General features: G+C 69.2%; 14 protein-coding genes and 1 pseudogene. 5 read left to right on the top strand and 10 right to left on the bottom strand.

The genetic code is table 11. The features are described from left to right. Positions 1–68 precede the first annotated feature (68 nt). On the top strand, positions 69–1,457 hold the full coding sequence (locus tag OG225_RS03580; protein ID WP_216909972.1) for a class II 3-deoxy-7-phosphoheptulonate synthase: 1,389 nt from the start codon (positions 69–71) through the stop codon (positions 1,455–1,457). Between the two features lie 136 nt (positions 1,458–1,593). Here the strand turns inward: OG225_RS03580 and OG225_RS03585 are convergent, their stop codons facing one another. Continuing rightward, positions 1,594–2,841, bottom strand: coding sequence for an MFS transporter (locus OG225_RS03585; protein ID WP_405180388.1), 1,248 nt, complete (start codon positions 2,839–2,841; stop codon positions 1,594–1,596). Positions 2,842–2,974: 133 nt separating this feature from the next. On the opposite strand from OG225_RS03585, the gene OG225_RS03590 reads away from it, so the two are divergent. Next, a complete protein-coding gene (locus tag OG225_RS03590; RefSeq protein ID WP_405180389.1) occupies positions 2,975–3,901 on the top strand; it encodes a LysR family transcriptional regulator in 927 nt (308 codons plus the stop codon). Positions 3,902–3,940: 39 nt separating this feature from the next. On the opposite strand, the pseudogene OG225_RS03595 reads toward OG225_RS03590, so the two are convergent. Next, positions 3,941–4,909, bottom strand: a pseudogene (locus tag OG225_RS03595) (ADP-ribosylglycohydrolase family protein). Positions 4,910–5,078: 169 nt separating this feature from the next. Between OG225_RS03595 and OG225_RS03600 the strand changes: the two are divergent. Beyond that, complete coding sequence (locus tag OG225_RS03600) at positions 5,079–5,711, top strand: glyoxalase (protein ID WP_405180390.1); 633 nt, start codon at positions 5,079–5,081, stop codon at positions 5,709–5,711. Between the two features lie 65 nt (positions 5,712–5,776). Here OG225_RS03600 and pknB read toward each other — a convergent pair whose 3' ends face one another. Beyond that, positions 5,777–7,744 (bottom strand): Stk1 family PASTA domain-containing Ser/Thr kinase, encoded by a 1,968-nt coding sequence (gene pknB / locus OG225_RS03605; protein ID WP_405180391.1) that lies wholly within the window; start codon positions 7,742–7,744, stop codon positions 5,777–5,779. Positions 7,745–7,959: 215 nt separating this feature from the next. On the opposite strand from pknB, the gene OG225_RS03610 reads away from it, so the two are divergent. Next, the gene (locus OG225_RS03610; RefSeq protein ID WP_405180392.1) at positions 7,960–8,328 is read left to right on the top strand and encodes an Rv2175c family DNA-binding protein; all 369 of its coding nucleotides are present in this window, start codon (positions 7,960–7,962) and stop codon (positions 8,326–8,328) included. On the opposite strand, the gene OG225_RS03615 is transcribed toward OG225_RS03610, so the two are convergent. From OG225_RS03615 to OG225_RS03635, 5 genes are all read right to left on the bottom strand, one after another. Then, complete coding sequence (locus OG225_RS03615; protein ID WP_405180393.1) at positions 8,300–9,472, bottom strand: phytoene/squalene synthase family protein; 1,173 nt, start codon at positions 9,470–9,472, stop codon at positions 8,300–8,302. The genes OG225_RS03610 and OG225_RS03615 overlap by 29 nt on opposite strands. After that, a complete protein-coding gene (locus tag OG225_RS03620) occupies positions 9,469–11,151 on the bottom strand; it encodes an alpha-(1->6)-mannopyranosyltransferase A (protein ID WP_405180394.1) in 1,683 nt (560 codons plus the stop codon). The genes OG225_RS03615 and OG225_RS03620 overlap by 4 nt, the downstream gene beginning before the upstream one ends. 85 nt (positions 11,152–11,236) lie before the next feature. Beyond that, the gene (crtI, locus tag OG225_RS03625) at positions 11,237–12,799 is read right to left on the bottom strand and encodes a phytoene desaturase family protein (protein WP_405180395.1); all 1,563 of its coding nucleotides are present in this window, start codon (positions 12,797–12,799) and stop codon (positions 11,237–11,239) included. 196 nt (positions 12,800–12,995) lie between these two features. After that, positions 12,996–13,199, bottom strand: coding sequence for a hypothetical protein (locus OG225_RS03630; RefSeq protein WP_109526272.1), 204 nt, complete (start codon positions 13,197–13,199; stop codon positions 12,996–12,998). Continuing rightward, positions 13,196–14,368 (bottom strand): polyprenyl synthetase family protein, encoded by a 1,173-nt coding sequence (locus OG225_RS03635; protein ID WP_405183179.1) that lies wholly within the window; start codon positions 14,366–14,368, stop codon positions 13,196–13,198. Before OG225_RS03635 ends, OG225_RS03630 begins: the two co-directional genes overlap by 4 nt. 242 nt (positions 14,369–14,610) lie before the next feature. Between OG225_RS03635 and OG225_RS03640 the strand changes: the two genes are divergently transcribed. Continuing rightward, positions 14,611–15,612, top strand: a complete 1,002-nt coding sequence (locus OG225_RS03640) for a methylenetetrahydrofolate reductase (RefSeq protein WP_405180396.1) — start codon at positions 14,611–14,613, stop codon at positions 15,610–15,612. A 20-nt stretch (positions 15,613–15,632) separates the two neighbouring features. Here OG225_RS03640 and OG225_RS03645 read toward each other — a convergent pair whose 3' ends face one another. Together OG225_RS03645 and OG225_RS03650 are read right to left on the bottom strand one after the other, a co-directional pair. Continuing rightward, entirely contained in the window at positions 15,633–16,784 is a 1,152-nt protein-coding gene (locus OG225_RS03645) for an LLM class flavin-dependent oxidoreductase (protein ID WP_405180397.1), read from the bottom strand. Then, on the bottom strand, positions 16,781–17,590 hold the full coding sequence (locus OG225_RS03650) for a DUF1684 domain-containing protein (RefSeq protein ID WP_405180398.1): 810 nt from the start codon (positions 17,588–17,590) through the stop codon (positions 16,781–16,783). Before OG225_RS03650 ends, OG225_RS03645 begins: the two co-directional genes overlap by 4 nt. Positions 17,591–17,723: the final 133 nt, after the last annotated feature.

The following is a 17,723-nucleotide window of genomic DNA, read 5'->3' on the forward strand; positions in this document are numbered from 1 at the left end:
CTCGGTGGTACTGATTCGACCCCTACCTCCGGGTATTCGCGGGACTGATCGGTCCGTATTCTGAAGTGGTGAACTGGACCGTCGACGTACCCATCGATCGCTTGCCGGAACTGCCGCCGCTGCCCGCGGAGCTGCGCAGGCGCCTGGACGCCGCGCTGGCCAGACCCGCCCTCCAGCAGCCGTCGTGGGACCCCGAGCAGGCCGCGAACATGCGCACCGTGCTCGAGAGCGTGCCACCCATCTGCATGCCCGCCGAAGTCGTGGAGCTGCGCGAGCGCCTCGCCGAGGTGGCGAGGGGCGAGGCGTTCCTCATGCAGGGCGGTGACTGCGCCGAAACCTTCGCCGACAACACCGAGCCGCATATCCGGGGCAATATCCGGACGCTGCTGCAAATGGCGGTGGTGCTGACCTACGGCGCCAGCCTGCCGGTGGTGAAGGTCGCGCGGATCGCGGGCCAGTACGCGAAACCGCGTTCCTCCGATACCGACGCCCTCGGTCTCAAGTCCTACCGCGGCGACATGGTGAACTCGCTGCACCCCGACGCGGCATTGCGCGAACACGATCCCTCGCGCCTGGTGCGCGCCTACGCCAACGCGAGCGCCGCGATGAATCTGGTGCGCGCGCTGACCAGCGCGGGCATGGCCGACCTGCACAAGGTGCACGACTGGAATCGCGATTTCGTCTCGCAGTCGCCCGCGGGCGCTCGATACGAGGCCCTGGCCGAGGAGATCGACCGCGGCCTGGCCTTCATGACCGCGTGCCGGGTCAACGACCCGAGCCTGCAATCCGCGCGTATCTACGCCAGCCACGAGGCGCTCGTGCTCGACTACGAGCGCGCGATGCTGCGCCTCGGTGCGGACCCGGCGACCGGTGAGCCGCTGCTCTACGACCTGTCCGCGCATTTCCTGTGGATCGGTGAACGCACCCGTCAGCTCGACGGTGCCCATATCGCGCTGGCCGAACTGCTCGCCAACCCGATCGGGCTCAAGATCGGCCCGACCACCACGCCGGACCAGGCCGTCGAATACGTCGAGCGGCTCGACCCGAACAACGAGCCCGGCCGCCTGACCATCGTGTCCCGCATGGGCAATTCGAAGGTCCGCGAGGTGCTGCCGCCCATCATCGAGAAGGTGCAGGCCACCGGTCATCAGGTGATCTGGCAGTGCGATCCCATGCACGGCAACACCCACGAGGCGTCGACCGGCTACAAGACCCGCCACTTCGACCGCATCGTCGACGAGGTGCAGGGCTTCTTCGAGGTGCACCACGCCCTCGGCACCCATCCCGGCGGCCTGCACATCGAGCTGACCGGCGAGAACGTCACCGAATGCCTCGGCGGCGCGCAGGACATCTCCGATCTGGACCTGAGCGGTCGCTACGAGACCGCCTGCGATCCGCGCCTGAACACCCAGCAGTCGCTGGAACTGGCCTTCCTGGTCGCGGAAATGCTGCGCTGAGCCCGATCGGAAACGGCGGCGTCGAGTATCGGCGCCGACCGGAGGAGGACGCCCTCGACGAGGTGGACGAGGATTTCGTCTTCGAGATCGTCCGCCGGACCACCGGTATCGCCTGGGCCGCGATACAGGAAGCGTTCTATCGCGTGTGGACGAACACGGTCTGACCCCGTCGGGAATGCGCGGTGCTCACCCGCTTCGGAAGCAGGAAGGGCGTGGCGAAGAGCAGGATTCCGGCGGCGGCGATGGCCGCGCGGGGGCCGGTGTAGCCGGCCATCAACCCCCACGTCACGGTGATCAACGCGGTGCTGAGGCTGCCGGTGATCGTCCACGCGGTGAGTACCCGGGCGCGGCGGCTGTCGTCGGTGTTGCGCAGCCGGTAGGCGCCGACGGCCGGGGTGAAAATGCTCGCGCACACGATCAGTCCGAACTGGGTGGCCATCACGATCAGGAGGCCGACGGGGCCGGGCTGGACGAAGGCGAGTCCGATCGGCCAGCAGGCGCGCATCGCGCCGAAACCGCGCAACACCCGCCGTTCGCCGTGGCGGGCGACGACGTGGCGGGCGAGTCGCGATCCGATCAGCCCGCCGACACAGGGAACGGCGAACGCCAGACCGTACTGCCATGCCGGAAACCCCATGTGGGAGAGCATGAGAACGGCCAGGAGCGGTTCCATCGCCATGATCAGGCCGTTGAACAGCGCGGTATTGAAGAACAGCGGCCGCAGGGTCGGATGGCCGAGGATGTAGCGCCATCCCTCGACGATGTCGCCCCATCTCGTCGCGGTCGGTTTCGGGGCGGGGCGCGGCTCGGGTTCCCGGATCGCGGTGACGGCCAGCGCCGACAGCAGGTAGCTCACGCCATCCACCAGGACGGTGATCGCGGGCCCGAACAGTCCGATGGCGGCACCGCCCAGCGGCGGTCCGACGATCGTCGCCGACCACGTGGTCGACTCGAAACGGCTGGTGGCGACCAGAAGCCGGTCGTCGGGGACGATGGTCTTCAGGTACGCGCCACTGGCCGCGGTGAACGCGATCTTCGCCGTCGCGGTGACCACGGCGACCGCCAGAAGTTGCGCGAACGACAGCACCCCGAGGAGGTAGGCGAACGGGATCGACGCCAGCGCCGCGAAACGGACCAGGTCCGCGGTGATCATGATCGGCCGTTTGGCGCGGAACTCGATCCACGGCCCGAGCGGGATCGCCAGCAGCGCCCCGATCGCTAGCCCGGAGGCGGACAGCACGGCCACCCGGGCCGGGCCCGCGCCCAGGATCTCGATGGCGACGATCGAGAACGCGCCGAATCCGAGTCCGGTCCCGTAGGCGCTGACCGCGTAGGCGGCCCACAACCACCCGAACGCCCCGCCCGAGGCCGCCTTCCGCCGCATATCCCGACCCTTCGCTCATCACCGCGACAACACAGTGTTGTCCGAGTGATTGAAGCCGGTCGGTGGACGTCGGTGCCAACAACGGAATGGGTTGCGTGTCACAACTTCTCGTTGTGGGGGTAGGTTCGGCCTCGTGGATCTGGACGCTGTGCGCACCTTCGTCGCGGTCGTGGAGACCGGCCAGTTCCAGGCCGCCGCGGACGACCTGCGGATCACCCAGCAAGCGGTGTCGAAACGCATAGCCGGTCTGGAGCGCGAACTCGGCGTCCGCCTGTTCGCGCGCACCGCGCGCGGCGCGCAGCCCACCGTCGACGGGCAGGCGCTGCTGACGCACGCGCGTGAACTCCTGCGTGCCGCCGAACGGGTGCGGTCCGCGGTGATACCGGGGCGCAGAGCCCTCCGGATCGACGTCGTCAGCCGCAGGATCGTCACCGCCGGTGTCCTGCACGCCTTCTATCAGCAACATCCGGGCATCGAACTGGATGTCGTCACCCTCACCCACCTCGAGGCGGACCAGGCGCTGGCCGAGGTGAGCGCGGGCGCCGTCGACGCCACCTTCCGATCGCTGCGCGCGGGCAAGGCGCCGGACGGCCTGCGCGCGGCGCGCGCCATCGATGACCGACACAACCTGCTGGTGGGACCACGCCATCCACTGGCCGACGCCAGGACCGTGACACCCGCCGAACTCGGTGACTACCCCATCTGGATGCCAGGCATGACCGACAGCGAGCCGATCGGCTACTACGAGGATCTCGCGTCGGCGTTCGGACTCACCGTCGACACCATCGGCCCGAGTTTCGGCGTCGAACCCCTGCTCGCCGAACTCGCCGATTCACCCCGCCTCGCCACCTTCCTGGGCGAGGGCTCGCGCTATCTCTGGCCGGAAAGCTACGACCTGCGCCGCATCCCGATCGTCGACCCGATCCCCGTCTACCCCCTGTCGGTGATCTGGCGCGCCGACAACCCCCACCCGGTCCTCGCCGATTTCCTCGCCTACCTCCGGACGAACTACGCGGCGAGCGCCCGCGACGACATCTGGGTACCCGACTGGGCCCGCTGAGACCTGCCCCGAGTTCGGCCTCGAACGTCGGTCCCGACCTCACGGCCGCCCGGACAACCACCTTCGGATCCGGCCGGAGTGCCGACGCCGTGTTCGACGGACTCCGTCGAACACGTCGGGTAGCGGTTCGCCCGCGGCGAGCCACGTGGGCGGGACTCCGGAGATCCCATTCCGGTCGGCACCGATACCGTTGTGGGCCGCGACGATTCCGCCGGCGATGGCGCAGGTGGTGTCGATATCTCCGTCCGCCGCGATACAGGTGGCGATCGCGCGGGGGTAGTCGCCCAGGTGGGTGGCGGCGACCCAGATCGTGAACGGCACCGTGTTCTGCGCGGTGACGAGTGATCCGTTGCCCAGTTCGGCCGCGGCTTCCGCGGCGGGTATGCCGAGCAGTGTGCGGGCTCGGCGGATCAGGCGCGTCGTGGCACCGTCATCGAGGTGGTCGATCAGTGTGTCGACGAATTCCGTTGGGGTGAGCCGTATCCCGTTTCGTCGGGTATGTGCGGCCTGACCGGAGGCCAGTGCTGCCGCGACCGCGCCGATGATGCCTTCGGGATGTAGGTGGGTCACCGTAGCGGACCGTATCGCTTCGGCGACAATTCTTTTCGGATCGCCCGCCTAGAACGCGCCGAGTGGAGCGACCCGCATGGCGGCACCGTTGCCGCAGGAGCCCCGGTGGTCGTACGCGGCCGCGGACGCCACGTGCCAATCCGTCCCCTCCCGGATGCGGCGCAAGGTGTCGACGGTGACGAAACCGTAGTCGCGGCCCCGGTCGAGGCGACGGGCGAAGGCGGCGGCCAGGCGCGTGCGATCGATGTCTCCGTGGAGGGCGATTTCGGCGACGACCGTGCAGGCCATTTCGGTGTCGTCGGTCCATCGCCAGGGCCCGTCGGGGAGATCGCCCGCGAGAAGTTCCGAGATCGACCGGCGCATGCCGGGGAACTCCGCCCCCACCGCGTGCCCGACGGAAAGCCCGTCCAGTGAATCGAGCATCGCATCGGTGCGCATCGGGGCAGATGGTAGCCGTCTCGAATCGGCGATTGCGCGGGGCTACTCGATGCTGCGGCTCTCGTTCGTCGCGTCGACACGGTGGTTCGAAGCGGGTCATCAGAGGGAACCGGAGAACGGTCAGGAATCGAGAAGCACGGGTGGCCCGGTGCGAATTACCGTTGTCGGTATGAACATCATTGCTGATCAGAGCGTTATCGAAGCCATCGTTCTCGAGGCGGAAGATCCTGCGGCGGCCGCTGCCTTCTACGAGGCCGCGTTCGGGCTCGGAGACCGGTTGCGGGTGCGTGAGTCCGCGGCTGCCACGTCCGGGTTCCGGGGGTTCATCCTGTCGCTGGTGGTGGCGCAGCCGGGGGCGGTGGACAGTCTCATCGGCACCGCCGTGGCGGCGGGAGCGTCGGTGCTCACGCCCGCGAAGAAGAGTTTCTGGGGGTACGGCGGGGTAGTGCAGGCTCCCGACGGCGCGATCTGGAAGATCGCGACCTCGGCGAAGAAGGACACCGGCCCGTTCACCCGCGAAATCCAGGATTTCGTGGTGTTGCTCGGGGTGGAGGACGTGAAAGCGACCAAGCGGTTCTACGTCGACCGGGGTCTTCGGGTCGGCAAGAGTTTCGGCAGTAAGTACGTCGAGTTCGATACCGCGCCGTCGACGGTGAAGCTGGCGCTGTACGGCCGTCGCGCCGCCGCCAAGGACGCGGGAGTGTCGGCGGAGGGTTCGGGTTCGCATCGCCTCGCGCTCACCGGTGGCGTGGGCGCGTTCACCGATCCGGACGGCTTCGCCTGGGAAGCCGCCGACGCCTGATGCAGGCGGGCCGGGGGACCCGTCGCGGGCGCCGACGAACTACGGCGATGCGACCCGAGCGGGTGTCAGGGCAGCGCGGTCAGGGTGACGGTGCTGCCGGGAGTCACCTTGCTGCCCGCACCGGGACTCTGCCCGATCACCACCGAACTTTCGGACGGCGTCAACTGCTGGACCTGGACGTTCAGGCCGAGAGCTTCCAGCTTCGCGCGGGCCGAGCCCACATTCTGGCTGACCAGGAACGGCACCTTCACCGCGTTGGAGACGATCAGGGCCACGCCCTCGCCGTTGCCGACGGTACTTCCCGCGGCCGGATCGGTGCCGATGACCTGGTCGGCGTCGATGCCCTTGTCGTATTCGGTCCTGGTCTCGCTGACCTTGATCCCGGCTTTGCCGAGCGCTTCGATCGCCTCTTCGGTGGTCTTGCCACGGACGTCGGGCACCTTCACCGGCTGGGCGCCGCTACTGCGGTAGACCTTGACCTGCCCGCCCATCGGCAGCACGGTGCCCGGACCGGGATCGACCCGCGCGACAGTGCCTTTCGGCGCGCTACTGCCCGTCTCGCCCGCGTCGACCGGCAGTAGTCCGGCGTCGCGGATCAGCTGGTTGACCTTCTTCACATCGTCACCCGGCGTGACCGGGGGGACGGCGGGTTTGCCGCTGGAGACCAGCACCGCGACGGTGGAACCCTTGGTCACCTTGGAACCGGCGGACGGGTCGCTGCCGACCACGCCGCCGACGGGGATGGTGTCGGACGCCTTCTGTCTGATCTCGGTCACGAATCCGGCGTCCTGCAATGTGGCGGTGGCCTTGTCGCTGGTGAGGCCCGCGATGGGCGGCACCGACTCGTAGCGGCCGACGCCGAGCCACCAGCCGCCGACGCCGACGATCAGGGTCAGCACGGCGACAACGGCCACCCACACCAGGGTGGTGCGCGAGCGTTTACGGCCGGGCTCGTAGTTCTGGTGCGGTGCGGGCTGGCGCATATCGGCGCGCTGATGATCGTGGGCGCGCGGATCGTAGTCGTCGGGCGGACCGTAATCCGGCACTCGCGGCCGCTGGGTCGTCACGACCTTGGTGTGCTGCGGGTCGTGCGATTCCATCGCCGGACGCGGCGCGGGGGCCTGGCGCGGGTCGAGATCGGCCACCGACGCGAATCCGGCGCTCAGATGTTCGGCCGATTCCTGTGGCGCGGGCACGCGGTAGGGCGGCAACCGCAACGCGGCCGCGACGGCACGCAGTTCGGACACCATCTGATTGGCGTCGGCGAAACGGTGCGCGGGTTCGCGGGCGGTGGCCCGGGCCACCAGTTCGTCGAATTCCGGCGGCACACCCGAGATGAAGGTGCTCGGACTGGGCACGTCGTTCTCGATGCGCTGGTAGGCCACCGACAGCGAGGTATCGCCGGTGAACGGCACACGGCCGGTGAGCAATTCGAAGATCAGGATGCCGAACGAGTAGACGTCGCTGCGGGAATCGGCGGTGCCCGCGGTGACCTGTTCCGGGGATAGGTACGCCGCCGTGCCGAGGATGACGCTGGCCGAGGTGGTGTTCGCCGCGGCCACCGCGCGCACCAGCCCGAAGTCGGCGATCTTCACTTCGCCCGCGTCGGAGATCAGCACGTTCTCCGGTTTGATGTCGCGGTGCACGAGACCGGCCGCGTGGGCGACGCCGATCGCCGCGAGTACCGGATCGGCGACCGCGCGCACCGCGTGCGGCGGCATCGGACCGCGTTCGCGCAGCAGTTCGCGCAGTGTGCCACCTTCGACCAGTTCCATGATCAGAAACGGGTAGTCGCCGTCGACGCCCTGGTCGTATACCGCGACCAGGGACGGGTGCTTGAGTTTGGCCACCGCGCGGGCCTCGAATTCGAACCGGGACAGGAACTGCGGATCGGAGGCGAATTTGGGATCCATCACCTTGATGGCGACCGGACGATCCAGTCGCGTGTCGACCCCGCGGAAGACCATGGACATGCCGCCACGCGCGATCGGCGCGTCAATCCGGTAGCGCCCTTCCAGCATCTGCCCGATCAAGTGATGTCCTCCGGCTTTCACAAAGTTCTCACCCCTCGCCGATTACGCGACAAGCGAACCGCCGCCCGGTGCGGCACCACGATCGTAACCGGGAACAGGTGTCCGACCCGGCGGTGTCTTCGATCCGCCGTGTGTGTTTCTCCGTCGACCCGCGCACGCGGGGTTGCCCCCGGGTGTCTCATGGCGCGCGGCGGCGACGGTCTACCGTTTACCCGGTGAGCGCATTTCCCTGTAGCGAGGACGTTCTGCCCGAGTCGGTAACCCTGTTGCCCCTGCCCGAAGTCGCGGATCGACTCGGCATCGTGGTGACACGGGTACACCAGATGTTGCGTGACTACCAGTTGCTCGCCGTCCGCCGTGACGGCGTCGCCGGGATTCCCGAGCGTTTCTTCGACACGGACGGCAATGTCACGCGATTCCTGCCCGGCCTGATCACCGTGATGAAGGACGGCAAGTACTCCGACGTGGAGATCCTGCGATGGATCTTCACCGACGACGACACGCTGCCCGGCAGACCGGTCGACGCCCTGCACGGAACGCTGGCCCGCGAAGTCATCAGGCGAGCGGCCGCCGAGCCGTTCTGAGGCGCTCGCGCACGGCCGATGCCGCGAATTCGGCGGCCGCGACGCGCAACCGCACGCGGCGGGGTACCGCCGCGCGGGTCCGGAAGATGTCGTAGCCGCCGGATTCGACGCGATCGAGAATTCCCGCGTAGAGGGTGCTCGCGGTGCGGATCGCGGGGCGCACCCGGGGATCGAGCAGGTCGATGCCGGGATTCGCGCGCCGGTAGATGTCACGGTTGATCGCGATCAGGTGCGACAGCGCGCGGCGCACCCTCGGATCGGTGCGGCCGGTGTCGCGGCAGTGCGCGAGCAGTGCGCGATCGACGCCGAACGCGGCGAGTTCGGCGTCGGGCAGGTACAGCCGTCCGCGATCGAGATCCTCCGCGACATCGCGCAGGAAGTTGGTGAGCTGGAAGGCCTCGCCGAGCGCGGCCGCCGCGGGTTCGGCCGCTTCGACCGGAACCACCGTGCCGAGTACTGGCAGTAGTTGCAGCCCGATCGCGGCCGCCGAGCCGCGCATGTATTCGCGCAGGTCATCCATCGTCGGGTAGTGGTCGCGGAATTGCGAGGTACCGGGAATGTCCATGCGCATCGACGCCAGGAACACGCGGAAATGCGCGGGTGCGATGTCGTAGCGGCGAATGGTGTCGGTGACCGCGAGCAGCACCTGGTCGCGGTACGCATCGGCCCCGGGGAGTTCGGGTCGCGTCACCGGAGAGGTCGGCGGCGGTGCCTGGGATGTCGAGGGGGCGGCGCCCGCGCCAGCCGTCTTCGCGTCGTCGCCGGTCCGGGCGCGGATCCCGGTGCGGCCGATCGCGGGCACGTGGCGCTCGATGCTCGCCCACAGTTGCCGCTCGATCGAGTCGAGTTGCTCGGTCGCGTCCGCCGCTGTCTCCGGGTCCACGCCCGACCGGGCCCCCCGATCTGCGGATATCGCACCGCCGGAACCGTTTTCGACGTCGACGATATCGTCGACCATGCGGGCGAAGGCGTAGAGCGCGTGCACGGCCGAACGCCGCGACGGACCGAGCAGGCGGGTCGCGAGATGGTAGGTGCGGCCGTGTTCGGCCGCGATCCGCCCGCAGAGTTCGTAGGCGTCGGCCAATGCGGAAGCCGCACCCGACGACCCGCCGATCGCTGCCCCGGAAGCCAGGGCCGCGGTCATGTTCGGGCGGGTACTGTCGGCAGTTCCGCCGGGGGAGTGGCCCGGAGCCGCAACGGGTCGACCTTGCGCAGTGACGACGCGGCGACCACGGCGGCGAAGGTCGCGGCGGCGACGTGCCAGAAGCTGTAGAGCCCGATCGAGCCGTCGGGCTGGAATACCAGCATCAGCCACGCGCACAAGCCGACAAGTACCATCAGCGTCGTCGTCGAGAGCGCGAAACCGGCGGCCAGCGCGAGCGGCCAGGAGTAGTACCAGGGCAGCGCGGCGGGGGAGAGGATGACGATCGCGACGAAGGCGATCAGGATGCCGAGCACAGCCTCGCGTTCGCTGTGCCGGAATCGCCACCAGGTCGCCACCAGCACCGCGACCAGGGCGAGCGCGCACAGCGCCCGGGTGATCACCAGCACCGGATCGGTGTTGAACGGGGTCACCCAGGTGACGGCGTGCGCCATGATCGTCGGCAGCGACAGCCAGTTGATGATCTTCTTCGATCCCGACAGCGCCGTCAGCCAGCCGATGCCGACACCGGCGATGGCCGAGGCGGCGACGAACACCACGGCGAAGACGCCGAGTCCGAGCCCGGCGATCTTGGCGAACATCAGGGCCGGATTGGGGTTGTCCTGGGATGGCCGAGCCGCGTCGTCGTGTTCGGAATCGGTGACCTGCGACGGATCGAGTCCGGCGCGCTGGGCGGCGCGGCGTTCCTTCTCGTGCAGCATCCAGATCCACACCAGGAAGGGCAGCGCGATACCCGCCGTCGCCTTGATGGCGACGCCGATCGCGACCACGACGATGCCCGCCACGTGGTGACGTTCCAGCACCAGCGCGATACCGGCGCACATCAGCCCGACCATCAGCATCTCGTTGTGGACGCCGCCGATCAGATGGATCAGCACCAGCGGGTTGAGCACGGCCAGCCACAGCGCGACCGTCGGCTTGCCGCCCAGATGTTTGGTCAGATACGGTACCGCCCACATCATCAGCGCGAGTCCGGGCAGCATGACCAGCCGCAGCGCGATGGTGCCCGCGATCACGTTGTCGCCGGTGATGGCGGTGATGGCCCGGCCGAGCAGCAGGAAGACCGGGCCGTAGGGCGCGGTGGTGGTGGTCCAGACCGGGCTCACATTGTCCAGCAGCACGCCGGGATTGGCGACGGGGCCGACCTGGTAGGGATCGAAACCGTCGCGCAGCAGCGCGCCCTGCGCCAGATAGGAGTAGGCGTCGCGGCTGAACATGGGCACCGCGAACAGCAGCGGGAAGATCCAGATGCCGACGATCGCCCGCAACTCGTTCAGGGTCACCCCCGCGCCCGGACGGTCACCGAGTCCGATGGTGGTGCGGCCGAGGCGAACCCACGCGGTGATCATCAGCAGTACGCCGACCCAGATCACCATGGTCGAGAGGGCGTAGCCGTGGCCGAAGCGCAGCCACGACAGGTGCATCGCCTCCAGCAGCGGATCGCGTTTGCGGACGCTGCCCGCGCCGAAGCCGCCGAAGGTGATCATCACCGCGCCGAAGAGACCCAGTAGCGCCGAGTGGCCCTCCGGACTCCGGACGAAATCGGTGTAGGTCTGCACGCGTGCGCGCAGCGTGTCGGCGCGTACCGAGGATTCGGGCTGCGAAGCGGTGTCGCGCGAACCTGCCGAGCTTTCGGGGGCGCGGGTATCCGGGGGTGGCATGTGGTGTCGGTCCCCCCGGTCAGGTCGGCGGTCGCAACCGCGAGCGAATTAGGTCGGCGATCAGTTTAATGGTTCGTCGGGAACACTATCCCGCTGGTGCGTGGGGTTTCATCCCGAGTGGAATCGTGGCACCGGTCATCCGGTTTGCCGCGAGTTTCCCGGACAGCAACGCGGTGGGCACGCCGACGCCGGGTGTCGTGCCGCAACCGGCGATAACCACATTGTCGCTGGACGTCGGAAAATTACGAGTTCGAAATGGTCCGGTCTGCCGGAACAGATGCGCGGCGGAGAAGGGTGTGCCCGCGATCATCCCCTTGTCGCGCCATGTCTTCGGGGTGTCCAGATGGTCCACGGTGAAATGCGTGGCGATCCCCCGGTAGCCGCGCGCTTCCAGGACGCCGAGCAGTTCGCGCAGATAGGGCGCGCCGAGCCGATCCCAGTCCAGCGGCGCGGACACCAGATTCGGGCACGGCGCCAGCAGTGAGAACGGTTCGTGTCGTCCGTCCTCGCGCTCGATGTACAGCGCGGGGTCGGTGAGGGCGGGGCGCGTCAACAGCAGTGACGGATCACTCATCGTCGTGCCCTTCCCACGCCCGGCCGCGATCTCGGCGAAGGTGCGGTCCCACGCGGCCCCGAACTCGATGGTGTGGTGGGCCCGCACCGGCCAGGTCGCGGCGACCGAGGCGGGAACGGTCCCGTGCGCCACGACCGCGGACGGCGCGGCGCGCAGCCCCCGTCGCCGCCGGATCCCGAACCGTTCGATGACGCCGAGATCGGCGGTCAGCACCACCGCGTCGCAGGACAGCGCGCTGCCGTCGGCGAGTCGCACCCGCCTGGCCCTGCGGTCGTCGTATTCGAGCCCGACGACCTCGGTGTTCAGTTGCACGGTGCCGCCCGCCGAGGTGAAGGCGTCGGCCATGGCGGCCGCGACGGCACGCATGCCGCCGCGCGGGAAGTACACGCCGAGGGAGGTGTCCATATGCGGGATCGCGCCGTAGACCGCGAGGGCCTCGGCGGGCGCCATCCCCGCGTAGAGGGCCTGGAAGGTGAACAGGCGGGCCAGTCGTGGATCGCGCAGGAATCTGCCGACGCGCGGACCGAGCCTGCCGAACCCACCCAGGCGGACGAGTTCGAGCAGCGCGGCCCGTTTCTCCGGCCGCCGGATCATGTCCAGGGGCGAATCGAAGTTGGTGTCCATGAATTCGGTGAACTCGGCGCGATAGATCCGGCCGAGCCAGTCGCGCAACCGCCGGTAGCCGCGTGCCTCGCGGGGCCCGCAGGTCCGCTCGACCTCCTCGGCCATCCGGTCGGGGTCGGCGAAGACACGGATGGTCGAATCGTCGGCGAAGCGCGCGTGATAGCTCGGCGCGAGCAGGTCGATGCGCAACGGCGGTGTGCAGGTGTCCCTGGTGTGCCCCACCGCCGCCAGTGCGTCGTCGATGAGTTCGGGCAGGGTCAGAACCGTTGCGCCGGAGTCGATTTCGTAGTCCGGACCGGCGTAGCGCCCGACCCGGCCGCCGGGGTGGTCGGCCTGTTCGAGCAGGGTGACGGTGCGTCCGGCGCCGCGCAGATACAGTGCCGCTGCCAATCCGGACAGTCCCGCGCCGACCACGACCACGTGCTCGGTCGGTCCGGGGACCGTCTTCATCGGATTCTCCTCGATACCTGCGCGGCGCACAGCGAATGTACCGCTGCCGCCGTGACCGGACGGGAACATGCCTGTACGCCCGTCGGGTCATCGGTTCTCACGTGGGCCGCGCTGTGCGCGCCCGCTCGGCGCGACGGTGCGGATGCACTCCGCCGGGGCCGAAGTGTTGCGGAAGTATCTTCTCCCGCAACGGATTTCACTCGTCGTCGGTGCGCTCTTCGACCGGGGTCGCGGCGCAGGAACGAGGTAGTCGGATCGCACGGCGCGCGGGCAGGCCCGCCGCCATGATCAACCGGCGTTCCGTCTGTACGACGGTGCGGCGACGCTTTCCCGTGGTGCGAGGGGCAGGGCCTGCGCCGACGGCGATGGCGCGATCGGCTGGTCCCATGACGGCTTTCATGCGGTCCTCCTGGTTGCGGCCAGTGCCATCGCGCGCAAGGTCTTCTTGGCGGAGGAAGTGGCCGAGCTGGTTTCGATGGCGGCGAGACCGCGATCGGTGAGATCGGCGATGCGGCGTTCCACATCGTCGACGGCGCCGAGATCGGTGAGTACGGCGCGTAAGCGTTCTACTTCCTCGGCGCCGAGATCGGTGCCGAGACTGGTGCGCAGCAGTTTCGCGGAAAGCGGGTCGGTGGCGTCGGCGCGCTGCAGCGCTTCGGCCAGTAGTACGGTGCGCTTACCCTCGCGCAGATCGTCGCCGGAGGGTTTGCCGGTGACCTCGGGATCGCCGAACACCCCGAGCAGGTCGTCTCGGAGCTGGAACGCGATCCCGATATCGGTGCCGAATTCCCGGTAGGCCGCGATCAGGGCCGGGTCGGCGTCGGCGATCGCCGCACCGAGGTGCAGCGGTCGCTCGACGGTATAGGCGGCGGTCTTGTAGCGGTTGATGCGCAACGCGGCGTCGACGGATTCGTCTCCGCCCGCGTGGCCGTTGATGTCGAGCAGTTGTCCGCCGAGCACCTCGGTGCGCATGAGCGCCCAGACCGGTGCGAAGCGGGTGATGGCGGCCGGATCGAGGCCGGAGGCGTGGACCATGTCGTCGGCCCAGGCCAGGGCGAGATCGCCGATCAGGATGGCCACGCTGGTGCCGAACCGGTCGGCGTCGCCCGCCCAGCCCCGCTCACGGTGGCGCTGTTCGAAGTCGACGTGCACGGTCGGGAAACGGCGCCGCGTGCGCGAGGCATCGATGATGTCGTCGTGGATGAGCGCGCAGGCCTGCACGAGTTCCAGCGCGGCGCAGGCGTTGGTCACCGCCGCCGCCTCGGGGCCGTCGGCGTCACCGCCCGCGCCGAGCCATCCGATCCACGCGAAAGCGGGCCTGGTGCGTTTGCCGCCGCGAAGGACGAACTGGCGCAGCGCTTCGGCGGCTTCGACGAAGATCGGGCCGAGCTGTTCCACGGTGTCGCGTCGGGAGGCGAAGAATTCGTCGAGCGCGGATTCGGTGGCGGCGACGAACGCGGCCGACCCGAGGGTCGCCGACGGTGCCCCGGTCGAGTCGGCGGGTCCGTGGAGCGCCGCCGACGGGGTTCGCGTCGGAGTACCGGATCCGGCGGACAGTGCAACCTCCAGGGGTCATTTCGGTGGTGCCGCGCGGCGCGCGCGGCGAAAGGTCTCGTCGTGCTCGGGCGTGCCGTTTCGATGCCATGCACACCGTGCGTGATCCGGGCCGCCGCGAGGATACTGCCCAGTTGTCTAGAATACCCGTGCGCTCCGGCACGCCTGCGCGCGGTACACCTGTCGCGCGCCACGCGCTCGCTCGCCCTGTCCACGGGCCTGCCCTACGGGTCCGACCGCACCTCTACACTGGGTCGGTGACTTTCGATTCCGTCCCGGGACGCCCGACCCCTGGGAGCCCGTCCTCGACGCCGCCGATCGTCTCGGGGACCCCCTCGGTCGTGCAGAGTCTGCGGGCTCACCCGGGCGGTTCCGTGCCGTTCTCGGTGGAGTTCAACCCGCCGCGCGACGCGGCGGGGGAGGCCAGGCTGTGGCGCGCGGTCCGCGAGTTCGAGCGGATGCATCCGGCTTTCGTCTCCATGACCTACGGCGCGGGCGGATCGACCAAGGACCGCACGGTCCGGGTCACCGGCCAGCTGGCGCGGGAGACCACCCTGCTGCCGGTGGCGCATCTGACCGCGGTCGGTCACAGCGTGGCGGAACTGCGGTCGCTGGTCGGCTCCTACGCCGATTCGGGAATCCGCAACATCCTCGTGCTGCGCGGCGATCCGCCCGGTGATCCGCTCGGCGAGTGGCGCAGGCACCCCGAGGGTGTCGAGTACGCCGACGAGCTGGTGCGCATCGTGCGCGATCTGGGCGATTTCCACGTCGGTGTCGCCTCGTTCCCGCAGGGACACCACCGCTCGCCCGACCTGGCGTGCGATACCGAATACCTGGCGGCGAAATTGCGCGCGGGCGCGGAATACTCGATCACCCAGATGTTCTTCGAGGTCGAGCACTACCTGCGGTTGCGCGATCGGCTCGCGGCCTTCGATCCGATCGAGGGCGCCAAACCGATCATCCCCGAGTTGATGCCCATCACCTCGCTGCGCACCGTCGAGCGCGCCGAGGAACTGTGCGGTCGTCCGCTGCCCGATTCGGTGCTCACGCGTCTGCGTCGGGCGGCCGGTGACGGTAAGGAAGAGGATCGCGCCGCGGTGCGCGAGGTCGGTATCCAGATCGCCACCGAGATGGCGCAACGTCTCATCGACGAGGGCGCGCCGTGCCTGCACTTCATCACCTTGAATTTCGCCAAGGCGACCAGCGAGGTGCTGACCAACCTCGGCTACGGCGTCACCGCGGCGCCCCTCAGCGCCTGAGTGTCACGAGCGCCTGAGCGTCACGCGGCCTTGGCCGAACTCAGCCCCCAGGCGTCGGCCAGCAGGCGGTGCGATTCGAGTCGCTGCTCGTGATCGTGGGTGACGCTGGTGACGAGCAGTTCGTCCGCGCCGGTGACCCGCCGCAGCGCGGAAAGCCGTTCCACCACCGTGGCCGGTGACCCGACGAACTGGGTCGCCAACCGGTCGTCGACCAGCCGCCGCTGCTCGGCGGTGAGCGGGGTGGCCGTGTCCGGATCGATGTATTCGACCGCGCCCGCGCCGGATCGGATGCTGTGCACCCAGTGCCCGTAGGTCGAGGCGCGGTGCCGGGCGGTGGCGTCGTCGGGGGCGACGACGACATCGGCCGAGACGACCACGTACGGCTCGCTCAGATACCGCGACGGCCGGAAGGCCGCGCGGTAGGCATCGACCGCTTCGAGCGATGTGCCGGGCGAGACGTGGTAGTTCGCGGCGAAGGGCAGTCCGAGGCTGCCTGCCACCTGCGCGCTCGCGCCGCCCGAACTGCCGAACAACCACACCTGCACCTGCGCGCCCTCACCGGGAACGGCGTGCAGCGCGACACCGCCGGGTGTCGTGTAGGTGCCGTCGAGCAGGGCGAGCACCTCGTCCACCTGGTCGGAGAATTCCGGCGGCTGCGCGCCCTCCTGTTGCAGGGCGTGCACGGAGGCGAGGAATTTGGTCCTGTCCACGATGCGGCCGGGTTCGAACGGCGGCGGCACCACGACGCCGTCGACGATCCTGGTCCGGCCGGTGACCGTGTCGACCACCGGCCGCCCGACCTTGGGGTGGGAGGGCTCGCTGCCGAACTGCGCGCGCCGATGTCCGGAACGACCGAGGCCGAGGTCGAGGCGACCCGGATGGAGGGCGTCTATCGTGCCGAACGCCTCGACGATGGAGGCCGAGGTGTGGTGACCGACCTGGACCGCCGCCGACCCGACCCGGATCCGCGAGGTGGCCGCCGCGACCAGCCCGATGAGGGTGATCGACGACGAGCTGGCCACCGCGACGAAATGATGTTCGGCCAGCCAATAGCGGTGGTAGCCCCACTGTTCGGCCCGCTGGGCCAGTTCGACGGTGTTGCGCAATGCCTGCTGCGGTGTCGATCCGGCACTGACGGGGGCCAGATCCAGGATGGACAGCGGAACGCTCATGCGTGCGCACCGCCCAGCTTCGGATCCTGCTCGCCCGCCTCGATCGCGATGCGCAGCCGGTTCTGCTCCGGGGCCACCGGGCAGGTCGCGAAGTCGGTGAAGGCGCAGGGCAGATTCGCCGCGCGATTGAAATCGAGTACGACCGTGCCGTCGTCGCCGACCGCGCCGACCGACAGCGACCGCGCCGCGGGGTAGGTGGTGACGCCGCTGGTCGCGTCGGTGAACAGCACCCGCAGATCATCGGCGACGCCGAAGGCGACGAGCTGCTCGGTCACCGTGCCGAGGGTGAATTCGATGGTCCCGACGGCGCTGTGGTGGTGTTCGAGCCCGTCGACCACCGCGCCGGTGGTGACGGTGCGCGGCTCGTCGAAGGGCAGGAAACGGCCGGTCACCACCCAGCGCTGATCGGGAGCGTAGGAGGTGACGCCGGTGAACGCGCGCAGGGTGGGCGCCGCCGGATCGTGCACGCGCACCGCGTATCGACCGCTGCGCCGGATCACTTCGAGCACCCGGCCCTCGTGGCGCACGTGCAGCCCGGGAGCGCCCTCGGCGGGCCGCAGGATCTGCACGCCCGCGATGCCCTCGCCCTCGTGGATCAGACGGTCGGCGGGCCGGGCGGTGATGAACACCTTGTTGTCGGTCACCCACCAGGTTCCGGGTAGGTCGGGCAGGCGCTCGGGTTGATCAGTGAGCCAGATGAGCGCGGTCAGGCTCAGGAAGCCGAGCGGGTCGCGCAGTCGTTCCTCCCGGTCGCTGTGCCAGTGTGCCCACTCGGTCTCGAAATGCGGTGCGGTGGTGGTGGTCATGACGCTGGGGCTCCTTCGTGGACTGGGCGGATATGAGTGATTGAGAGGATCCGGAGGTGGCGGGGGCCGAGACGATGCCGGTCGCGGGGCTGCGGTGATGCCGGACGGGGTGATCCCGTGTGGCCGGTAGGCG

Origin of the sequence: Nocardia sp. NBC_01377 (assembly GCF_045040005.1) — a bacterium.
Taxonomy (GTDB): domain Bacteria; phylum Actinomycetota; class Actinomycetes; order Mycobacteriales; family Mycobacteriaceae; genus Nocardia; species Nocardia noduli.

Bases quoted from the DNA above. Each gene is read 5' to 3' on its own strand.
- OG225_RS03600 (WP_405180390.1), top strand. From the start codon at position 5,079: ATGAACATCATTGCTGATCAGAGCGTTATCGAAGCCATCGTTCTCGAG.
- OG225_RS03585 (WP_405180388.1), bottom strand. From the start codon at position 2,841: ATGCGGCGGAAGGCGGCCTCGGGCGGGGCGTTCGGGTGGTTGTGGGCC.
- OG225_RS03620 (WP_405180394.1), bottom strand. From the start codon at position 11,151: ATGCCACCCCCGGATACCCGCGCCCCCGAAAGCTCGGCAGGTTCGCGC.
- OG225_RS03630 (WP_109526272.1), bottom strand. From the start codon at position 13,199: ATGAAAGCCGTCATGGGACCAGCCGATCGCGCCATCGCCGTCGGCGCA.
- crtI (WP_405180395.1), bottom strand. From the start codon at position 12,799: ATGAAGACGGTCCCCGGACCGACCGAGCACGTGGTCGTGGTCGGCGCG.
- OG225_RS03615 (WP_405180393.1), bottom strand. From the start codon at position 9,472: ATGACCGCGGCCCTGGCTTCCGGGGCAGCGATCGGCGGGTCGTCGGGT.
- OG225_RS03650 (WP_405180398.1), bottom strand. From the start codon at position 17,590: ATGACCACCACCACCGCACCGCATTTCGAGACCGAGTGGGCACACTGG.
- OG225_RS03645 (WP_405180397.1), bottom strand. From the start codon at position 16,784: ATGAGCGTTCCGCTGTCCATCCTGGATCTGGCCCCCGTCAGTGCCGGA.